Genomic DNA, 9472 nt, shown 5'->3' on the forward strand with positions numbered 1-9472 from the left:
CGAGTATAGAAAGTTAAGCATGCCGATGATAATAAAAATAAGGCATATTGAGCCATCATTTCATTAAAAAATATCCCTCTAAACTAAAAAAGAGAATGTATTTTTAAACGCAATAAATTTTTAAAAAAAGGTGCTTAGATGAAGATTATGGAGATTCATATTGCGCAATTAACTATTCCATTAATTCGCCCATTTATAACTGCGGTAAGACGTACTGAATGCGTTGATGATGTGGTGGTAATGATCAAAACGGATCGAGGCAATTGGGGTTATGGTTCAGCCGCTTCAACTCCTGCGATCACTGGAGACAGTACCGAATCCATTATCTCTGCAATTAAAACCATTCTTGGCCCACAGTTAATTGGACGAAATATTTCTGAGTTGAATTTATTACTCCAAATGAATAACCAGGCTATGGCAGGGAATTCTTCTGCAAAAGCGGCTATTGATATCGCATTGCATGATTTATTTGCCCAACATTGTGGTTTACCTCTTTATAAATTGCTGGGTGGTAACACGAACAGCATTAGTTCGTGTATTACGATAAGCGTTAAAGAGATTGATGCGATGGTGCAGGATGCGGTTGATCTTGTCAATCAAGGGCACCAAACTATAAAAATAAAACTGGGATTAAATCCAATGGAAGACATCAAGCGGGTCCAGGCGATTCGTCAAGCAGTAGGAAATTCTATTACTTTACTTGTTGATGCGAACCAGGGATGGTCTTATGAAGATGCCCTGAAGGTTATTGAGTCATTGAAACAGCAGCATTTGAATATCCCTTTGGTCGAACAGCCTATTCGTGCTCACGATCTGCTGCACTTAAAGGCGATTAGCGATCAGGTTGACTGTCTGATCATTGCTGATGAGGCGTGTTTTTCCCCTGAAGATACTCTGAATATTGCAAAAATTAATGCGTGTGATGGCGTTAATATTAAGTTGATGAAATCGGGTGGCATTGAGAATGCGCAAGCGATCTATAATATTGCTAAAGCAGCACAAATGAACATTATGGTCGGATGTATGCTGGAATCACCCATTGGAATTGCTGCGATTGCGAGTTTTGCTTTAAGTAAGCCGGATATCTTCTATGCGGACCTTGATCCTATTTATTTGATTCGTGACAATTATGTACTTGGTGGGGCGCAACGCCTTGGCACTAAAATTATTTTGTCAGACAAACCTGGTTTGGGAATTGAAGGTATTGCCCAAGGATTAAATCAGATTGGAGTGATCCATTAATGTCATTTTACATTCAGCTGGCCAGTTTAGGCATTATTGTTCTTTATGCTGTAATGTTATTTCGCAATGTTGATGCTTTAATAGCAACTGCAATCTGTGTGGGTCTGGGCTATTTGTGGAATCTAAGTAGCCCAATTGACATCGGAAATTCTCTGGCTAATGCATTAGGCTCCTTCATGGCCTTAGTGGGCTTTATTATCATGCTAGGTCATGGCTTGGGTGAAATCTTAACGCATACTCAGGTCAGTCATACCTTGGTGCACCAAATTGTTTATGGGATTGGGATTAATACTCAGCGACGCGCCAAGATAGGCATTGTACTTTCATCTTTTATTATTGTAGGTTTGCTTGGTACCTTGGCTGGAGGGTTAGCTATTTTAGCGCCCAGTTTACGCCCTATTGCAGGTTCTGTTGGACTGTCACGCCCCAGTTTGGCGGTGTTAATGCAGGCTTCAGCCGAAGAAGCTTTAATTCTTGGACCTTTTGCCCCACCAGTCGTGGCATTACTGGGGGTTACTGGGCTAAATTATGAGGTAGTGCTTCTGTATGCATCTCTTCCAGTGGCTCTGGTTACTTTAATTACTACCTGGATTATGGCGAACCGATTACAACGAAAATATGCGCATGAATCTTGCGAAGATGAGGATACCTCAGAACCATTTGTGCCCAGCAAACAACAAAAGCGCACTACGCTGCTCTTTGTGATTGCTTTTATAGCGTGTGTTGTCTATGGCATATTGGCTCAGGCAAAAACTACCTATGTTATTTTTGTCATGTTATTTCTAGCGCTGATTACCGGGTTGGTGAGTAAATTAAGCTTAAATCAAATTTTTAAATTGTTAGTTAAGGGAATGCAAAAAAGCCTGCATCTCTTCTTTTTATTTATTTTATTTGATCCTTTTATGGTTTTAATTCATCAGGCGGGAGGATTTAGTGCATTAACAGAACTATTAACTCCCTTAATTAATTTGGGTGGCAAACCTGTATTATCGATGTTAATTGGTTTCACAGGTGCTTTTGGCATGCCTGGCGCTGCGGAAGCAACCATTAAAATGCTGCATCAGCTTTTTTCTCCTAGCGTCCTTCAGATGCAATTACCCATGATATCGTTCGCTTTGTGCATGATCTTCGCGACCCGTGTGACTAATTATGCCTATCCAGGAGCTAATATGTTTGCTGCAATGGGCTTTGCTGGCAGCGAGAATGTCAAAGCAATGATACAAAACGGACTCACCGTTACTGCGGCGCAAGTCTTATTTCTAATTGTGTATAGTTTATGCTTATGATTGAATGTGTTCATAAAGGGTAGGTTGGGTCGTGACCCAACCTTACTCATTTTGTGTAGACTGAGAGTAGACCAGACTACGCTTTGTTGCGTAGGGATATTGCTATAAAAATGTAAGTCCAACCGCTGATAATCATATCAATCGCAATAAACAATCCGATGACCCATAATCCACTCATTGGCCAGTGCGATAGAATCATGATACCAAGTATTAAAGAGCATATCCCCGCAAAAAAGATCCAACCCCAACCCTTGGTATGTCGTAAGGATATGGACATGCTAATGCGAACCATACCGATAACGATAAGCGTCCATGCGAGTAATGCAGTAATGATAGTTGATGCTAATAAAGGATCATATAAGACGATGCCGGCGCCAATAAGATAGAGTATTGCAACGAGAATTTGCCAAACCGTACCTTTCCATTCTTTATGTTTAAAGGCATCAGCAAAGTGCGACAATCCTGAAATCATGAGTAATGCAGCGAAAAAATACATGCTGACTATGGTTAAGAAGATATCCATTCCTAGACCGATAACACCCAAGACCAAGAGCAGAATTCCAAAACCTAAAAACCATCCACGATGTTGCTGCATGATTTTTGTGTCGGGATGAAGTGCACTATTAGTTACATTTTCCATATCAGTTCCTTTTGATCTATGTAACTTTAAATATAGCCTATTATTAATAACTGAATGATTATTTTGTTACTTTTTCCTGTTTAACTACTACTCAACATCCTCTAATGCCTTTTCTATAGTTGGACGAATAGACCATAATTAGTTCTATTGATAAGTTGCAATGACAGAACTATAATCGCTCTCCTGAATAATTTATGGTCTTATTGGTGTTTCCATGGCTATTGGTGAGAAAGATAGAAAATCGATAATAGATATCTTGAAGAGAAAAACTGGATTTGACTGGACTAGTGATGAAAATGGAGTTTATTGTAAAGTTATATTAAATGCCGTCGATCGTTTCGAAGGCGAACGTATATTTATGGATATTCTTAAAAAAAATGGAATACCCAAACCGCAAAATGTAGGTAGTTCAATACGCGGCATGAAAAAGGGGCAGGCTGAAGTCTCAGTTGAATATACATTAAATTCAGTTCTTATAGAATTGCTTAAAGACACTGAGCCCTCATCTGATAAAGATGCCATTTCAACTTGTCTAAAAAATAATGCGCAAGTAGCTGCCATGTTAGAAAAGAAAACGGGTTTTCTTTGGCGCAGTGATGTAGATGGAGTCTATTGTAGAACCCTATTAAAGGCCTCTGATCGTTATGAGGGCGAACGTATTTTAATGGATATTCTTAAAAAAAATGGAATACCCATACCGCAAAATGTAGACAGTTCGATACGTGGAATTGAAAAGGGGATGGCCGAGGTTTCAGCTGAATTTACAGCAGTTTCAGTACTCGAAGCATTATTCAAAGAAGCTACTGAAGAAAAGACGGATACGAAGGGGGTTGCATTAGGTATTTTTGCGCAATCGAAAAAAGAGACACAAAAAGGCAAGCAAGAAGAGCCCAGTACAGAATTTGGGCCGTAATTGCTCATGCTAAACCAATCGCATGATTAGCAAACGTAACCTGGTTGCACGCAACCAGGATTTATCAGAAATCTATTCATTATTATTCATTAACCCCGTAAAAACCGAATTGACAAGGAAGCCATTCTCTTCGAATTGCCCGAGTAATTAACAAGGACTAGGCCGATAGTTGTTTTAGAATAAACGTCAAATGTAAGATGAGATTAGTTCTATACTTGAAAGAGAACTACGACGAAAAGAAGTAGATATGAACGCTCTTCATAAACGACTGATTCGCTCTTCAACTTTAGGGGCGCTTGTTATACTAGCACTCCTTTTTATTCCTGCAGGTACCCTGGATTATTGGCAAGGCTGGATTTATATGCTGGTGACTGTTTTTGAATCCGCTGCATACAGCATATATCTAGCAAAACATGATCCTGCTCTTCTTAAGCGTCGTAGCGAAGTAGGCATATCGTATGAAAAGGAACCGGCTCAGAAAATCATTATCCTTTCTCTCTACGTTACATGTCTTGTATTTATCGTTCTGCCGCCACTTGATGTCCGTTTTGGCTGGTCGTTAGTACCGTGGTATATCTCAATCCTGGGAGACATGTTGGTTGCATTTTCATTCTACGTTTTCTATCTTGTCTCGAAAGTAAATACCTATGCCGCTGCCAATATTCGTGTTGAAGAGGGACAAAAAGTAATTTCGACGGGTCTATATGCAGTCGTCCGTCACCCGATGTACTTTGGTGCCATGTTTCTTTTTATCGGCACCCCGCTTGCGCTTGGATCATGGTGGACACTGCTGTTGGTTCCCGTCTTTTTATCCATTCTAATTGCCCGTATCCTGAATGAGGAAAAAATACTCGCCCGGGATTTGCCCGGATATAGCGAGTACCAAAAAAAAGTCACCACTCGGCTTATCCCGTTCATTTGGTAATTGCTATGATTACTAAAACAATAAATATTGTATTCGCTACTGTTGTCGTGATTAGGGTTATCAGGGAGAGTGCGAGCGAGATGTATAGCAAATGGCCTTTCAAAACCCTGGTTGCAAACAATCGGGTGATACGTACTATAATTTTTAATTTTAGGAGTTAAGATTATGGAAGCTGACCTTTTAGATGATTATAAAGATATTCTTTCCCGGCATGGCTATGATGAGAATGATTTCGACTTGACTGAGAAAGATGAAACGGATTATAACCAAAATCCTTATCTCATCATTGGAAAAGTTAGCGTTCGATGTAAAGCCACTGATATAACAAAAACGTACAATACGGGTTATGCAACCATTTGGCCAACTGATTTTGAAGATGATTTAAGAAATGGGTATTTCAAAGATACATTTAAGGCTTGAAATATTGTGACGCTTCGGTTGCAACCTGGCTGCGAACAACCAGGCTACATTTTCGTTTTAGATGCAGTCGTCTGCGTTTTATCCACGCTTTGGTAGTGCTATAAATAATGAGCCTGGGTGATTTAGTTGATTTGCTTCGACACCAGCCTGGTCTCCTTCCCCCTTGTAGACATCCACATGAGCTCCCATAATAGCGCCACCGGTGTCTTGCGCGATACACCATGAAGTCGATTTTTTGCAATTATAGATAAAACTCATTCCAACAGGGATTACCTTGTGATCTGTTGCACATGAAGCATGGGGCGTAAGAGAAATATTTTCTGAACCATAAGGCCCGCCATCTTCTTTAGTAAAAAAAACATAGCTTTGATCGCGATTTCGCAAGTCGGCGGCTTTGTCACGGTTAAGAGGGCTATCTAAATATTGGCGAATTAGCTTTTCTGATGCAGCACTTTGTCTAATTGCTTTAGACACATTGCAGCGTAACTTTGCTTCATCATGACATTTAGGATCTTTAGCACATCGTTCCATTGTATCAAGGTTACCGCCACAGGTTGGGTCCTGTGCACATTGGACTATGCGACCCAGCATAGTACGTGGCCTGCCATTCGCGCCATCGTAATTGATGTGAAATAATTTGCCATCAAGAATTAATGAACCAGAGCCTTCAAGCATTAAAAAAGCTGGGTCATTGGGATCTTTAACGTAACCAATTATATATTTTGGATTTAAAGCTCCATGTTCAATTTCTTCTCGGTCTGGCACTACAGAGTATGTGCCATCTGCATTTTTCAGACAAAATCCACGTGCCATTTTGGTTAGGGGGTCGACTCCGCAAAGAGGCGCTTTCAAATTAAATTTTTTGCATTCTGCAGCTACATTTACGACGCCTGGATTACGGTACATAGGATATAAAAATCCGCTGCCACGTTTGGTACGCGCTGCAACAGGGGCTGGTGCATAATAGGCAGTAAATTGAAACTCACCCTTTTTAAATCCTGCATGATTTTCAGGCCAGCCATCGCTTTTATACCAGTCAAATTCAGTTTTGATGCTTGATAAATATTTTTTAAAATCGCCACGGGCGGCTTTTGCGAGAGAGAGCAATTTTTTGTTGGCATTATGGCACCATTCCTGGCGCTTGAATTTATGACCTGCGATGGTCATGGTCTGAAATTCACCACGGCTTTTATTGCAGTTTTCAATCTGATTATTTAATGCTTTAATCACTTCATCCATATTGCCTACAGGGTTATCGAACGGTAGCTCTGATGCTGAAATTTTATGAAATTTAAAGCGCAACACACCGGGTTCTTTAGCCGCCATTTTCTGTCTTGTGGTAAAGTCCACGAGTCTTCTAACATCCAAACAGCGCTGAATCGGATCAGCAGGGAGGGTTGCTTGAGCGATGATGCTAAAAGTCATTAGAGCAATTATTAAAGCTGATTGAAACATTGGTATCCTTTACCAGCCATTATTATGTAACAAGATTATATAGGACTATTGCCTCGTCATCAAAGAGATGAATTTAGATGAGTTACATGAGTCAATCAACCCAAGTGCAGCCTGGTTATAAAATTGGTAAAAATGCGATTTGATTGTTATAATTTAGTCACTTTGAGTTAAATTTAAGCCAATTTCAAATCATCGTCAAAGGTTCATGTATGCCCTATCAAGATATGACCGATATGCTTAAACACACAGCAAAACAAAGCGGTTCCTTCTCGAGTGAACTCACAACTTTTAAAGTTTTTGTGTTTCAACCCGATGAGGATTTTTTTTCGTTTTCTTTTGAAGAACGTTTAAATATTTTAGAAAAGCGCATTATCCTTGCTAAAAAAACCTTGCAAGAAATGGTTGGCAATGAAACTCAAATTAATAATCCTCCTGAGCAAAGCAAAACATCAAAGTTACAATGGTTTATAAATTTTAAAAACAAACGTAAAGAAGAAACACAACTAAAGCCCCCTAAAATAAAGACGCCACCAGCAATGTTTGTAGCTCCTGAATACCTATTTAAAGATCAATCTGAACTCTGTTTTCAAAAATATTATTCTCAAGCACAAAAGAATGTATTCAAAAAAAGATTAAAAGAACTTTCGATGGATACAGACATGTTAATTGTTCCAGGAACATTTTGTTGGTATAAAAAAGCGAAGAGTGATTCAAACAACTATTATCGAAATACTGCTTATTTTTTCCATCGTGGTCATATAGAAAAATACAAAAAAAGATACCCTCATACAACCTATGATTTTGACTATGTTGATGAAGGATTTTTAAATTACATGGACTTGCGTCGAAATTTTTTCAAATCAGGAATGGACGATACTTTGGTTAAGGATTTTTCTGGACTGAAGGTGGGCATTGAAATTTGTTATGATAGCGTACAAAGTGCTTTATCTCATTTTGTCAATGACAACAATATGCCCTTAGATGTACAGCTGATTATCGCTGATGGCGCTGAAAAACCCACTTTAGTGACACGGCCAGGTACACTTTTTATCAAGGTTGAAAAAAATGCAAATCAAACGGAGATCGGTACGATAACTAATACTTCTAATGCCCCTGTTGGTATACAACCAGCCATCTTCTTAGGCTGCGTTGAAGAAAAAGATCTCATCTGCTTTAAATTTAAGTAAAGGATTTAGAAAAGAAGTCACTACGGCAGTGACCGTATACACGGTAAGTTAGATTTTTGTATTGATGAAAGCCGAACCCGGATGCAAGCAACCAATCAGCAAAACACATTCTGAGCGTTTTGCTTTTTTTAAGTCCGAAGTGCATTTAAGTAAAAGGCAATTAGTCGATGTGTCTGAACCTGTAGGGAACCCTGCTTTTTCAAATCTAGTTGATATCATTAATTAATCCAGTTCTGAATGAAAATTAAGAGATTTGCATTTATATAACGCAAAATAATTCTAATTTAGGTTAAGGAGTTCTCTTATTTCAATGATGCAGTTTGGTTGCACTATTTTCCTGGAAGAAATGAGTGCAACATTATAAAATGTAGTGATGTTAGTCGTCGAATTCTGTGAGCAAAAAATGATTTCAATGTTTGCAATCCCCAATTGCGATACTGTAAAAAAGGCACGGATGTTCCTGGAGGAAAATAATATTGACTATGAGTTTATCGATTTCAAAAAAGTGCCACCAACAGCAGCACAAATAAAAGCATGGGGTGAGTACTTGGGCGAGCTTCCCATAAATAAAAAAGGGACGACGTACCGAAAATATAAAGAGCATTATGATGCATTAGGTATGTCGGAAAAAATAGATTTTATCATCGCAAATACGTCACTCATCAAGAGACCTGTTTTAGTCGAAAATGGTAAAACAATCGCCTTGGGTTTTAATGAAGAACAATATAATGAATTATTTATGCACTCCTGAGGTGTGATTTCAAGCTGTCCTTAAAAAGATAATTAATGAAAGTAAGGCGCAGAGTAATTCGGGACTTTGGCGTCTAAAAAATGAATGAGAAATCCTGGTTGCGAGCAACCAGGTTACACTTACTTTCAATGACAATAGCGAGATGCGCGCTTGAAATGATTTTATCATTTACAAGCAATGCTTATTGGGATTCCTCTGCATGCAAAGATTGGCGAAATAATCTTTTAAATTGGATACAAAGATATCTCCTTCTTGTTCCATTACAAATATTCGTTCGGGTTGCAATTCAAGATAATTGGATGCCTTTAAAATAGAGTAATAAATTGTTTCTGCAGAGGAGGAAATCCATTGTTTTAAAAAGGGCAGAATGACCCCAGGATCGTTAGAATAAAATCGTTGATAAATATCGGCAATTAATTCCTTTCTTATCTCGAAATTACTTTTAAAATAGAAATTGCCCCGATCTGAATGATAAAGCGTAAATGGTGCTTTATCGGGATTGCTTTTTAAACCGGCATTAAAATTCATCGATGTAATCACGCCTTTGGCATTTTCAATTTGTAACGTTGCGGTATTGAATAAATTGTATCCATTATATTGTTCCAGAGTAACTCCCCACGTCATCCCGAACCCGAGCGCAGCGAGGGTGAGGG

Annotated in this window: 10 protein-coding genes; 7 read left to right on the plus strand and 3 right to left on the minus strand. The window is 38.9% G+C overall.

Translation table 11 applies throughout. The features are described 5' to 3' along the window. Nucleotides 1-138 precede the first annotated feature (138 nt). Both BW930_RS06455 and BW930_RS06460 read left to right on the plus strand, forming a co-directional pair. Nucleotides 139-1242, plus strand: coding sequence for a dipeptide epimerase (locus BW930_RS06455; RefSeq protein WP_058467390.1), 1104 nt, complete (start codon nt 139-141; stop codon nt 1240-1242). Then, nucleotides 1242-2528 (plus strand): Na+/H+ antiporter NhaC family protein, encoded by a 1287-nt coding sequence (locus BW930_RS06460; protein WP_058467391.1) that lies wholly within the window; start codon nt 1242-1244, stop codon nt 2526-2528. Before BW930_RS06455 ends, BW930_RS06460 begins: the two co-directional genes overlap by 1 nt. Before the next feature lie 76 nt (nt 2529-2604). Here the strand turns inward: BW930_RS06460 and BW930_RS06465 are convergent, their stop codons facing one another. Continuing rightward, the gene (locus BW930_RS06465; RefSeq protein ID WP_058467392.1) at nt 2605-3168 is read right to left on the minus strand and encodes an HdeD family acid-resistance protein; all 564 of its coding nucleotides are present in this window, start codon (nt 3166-3168) and stop codon (nt 2605-2607) included. Between the two features lie 214 nt (nt 3169-3382). On the opposite strand from BW930_RS06465, the gene BW930_RS06470 reads away from it, so the two are divergent. The 3 genes from BW930_RS06470 to BW930_RS06480 all read left to right on the plus strand — a co-directional run bounded on the left by BW930_RS06470 (nt 3383) and on the right by BW930_RS06480 (nt 5426). Further along, nucleotides 3383-4081 (plus strand): hypothetical protein, encoded by a 699-nt coding sequence (locus BW930_RS06470; RefSeq protein ID WP_058467393.1) that lies wholly within the window; start codon nt 3383-3385, stop codon nt 4079-4081. Nucleotides 4082-4328: 247 nt separating this feature from the next. Further along, nucleotides 4329-5006 carry a methyltransferase family protein gene (locus BW930_RS06475; RefSeq protein WP_058467394.1) on the plus strand — a complete coding sequence of 226 codons (678 nt, stop codon included), beginning with the start codon at nt 4329-4331 and terminating at the stop codon, nt 5004-5006. Nucleotides 5007-5171: 165 nt separating this feature from the next. Further along, nucleotides 5172-5426, plus strand: coding sequence for a hypothetical protein (locus BW930_RS06480; protein WP_058467395.1), 255 nt, complete (start codon nt 5172-5174; stop codon nt 5424-5426). A 78-nt stretch (nt 5427-5504) separates the two neighbouring features. On the opposite strand, the gene BW930_RS06485 is transcribed toward BW930_RS06480, so the two are convergent. Further along, nucleotides 5505-6881 (minus strand): MltA domain-containing protein, encoded by a 1377-nt coding sequence (locus BW930_RS06485; protein ID WP_058467396.1) that lies wholly within the window; start codon nt 6879-6881, stop codon nt 5505-5507. A gap of 209 nt (nt 6882-7090) precedes the next feature. Between BW930_RS06485 and BW930_RS06490 the strand changes: the two genes are divergently transcribed. Together BW930_RS06490 and BW930_RS06495 are read left to right on the plus strand one after the other, a co-directional pair. After that, nucleotides 7091-8068 (plus strand): carbon-nitrogen hydrolase family protein, encoded by a 978-nt coding sequence (locus BW930_RS06490; RefSeq protein WP_238587837.1) that lies wholly within the window; start codon nt 7091-7093, stop codon nt 8066-8068. A 403-nt stretch (nt 8069-8471) separates the two neighbouring features. Next, a complete protein-coding gene (locus tag BW930_RS06495; RefSeq protein WP_058467403.1) occupies nt 8472-8819 on the plus strand; it encodes an arsenate reductase family protein in 348 nt (115 codons plus the stop codon). Nucleotides 8820-8987: 168 nt separating this feature from the next. On the opposite strand, the gene BW930_RS06500 is transcribed toward BW930_RS06495, so the two are convergent. Further along, nucleotides 8988-9472: Lpg0189 family type II secretion system effector (locus BW930_RS06500; RefSeq protein WP_175607549.1), on the minus strand; the 485-nt coding region annotated here is incomplete at its 5' end.

The sequence above is a fragment of the Fluoribacter gormanii genome, assembly GCF_900156395.1.
Taxonomy (GTDB): Bacteria; Pseudomonadota; Gammaproteobacteria; order Legionellales; family Legionellaceae; genus Legionella; species Legionella gormanii.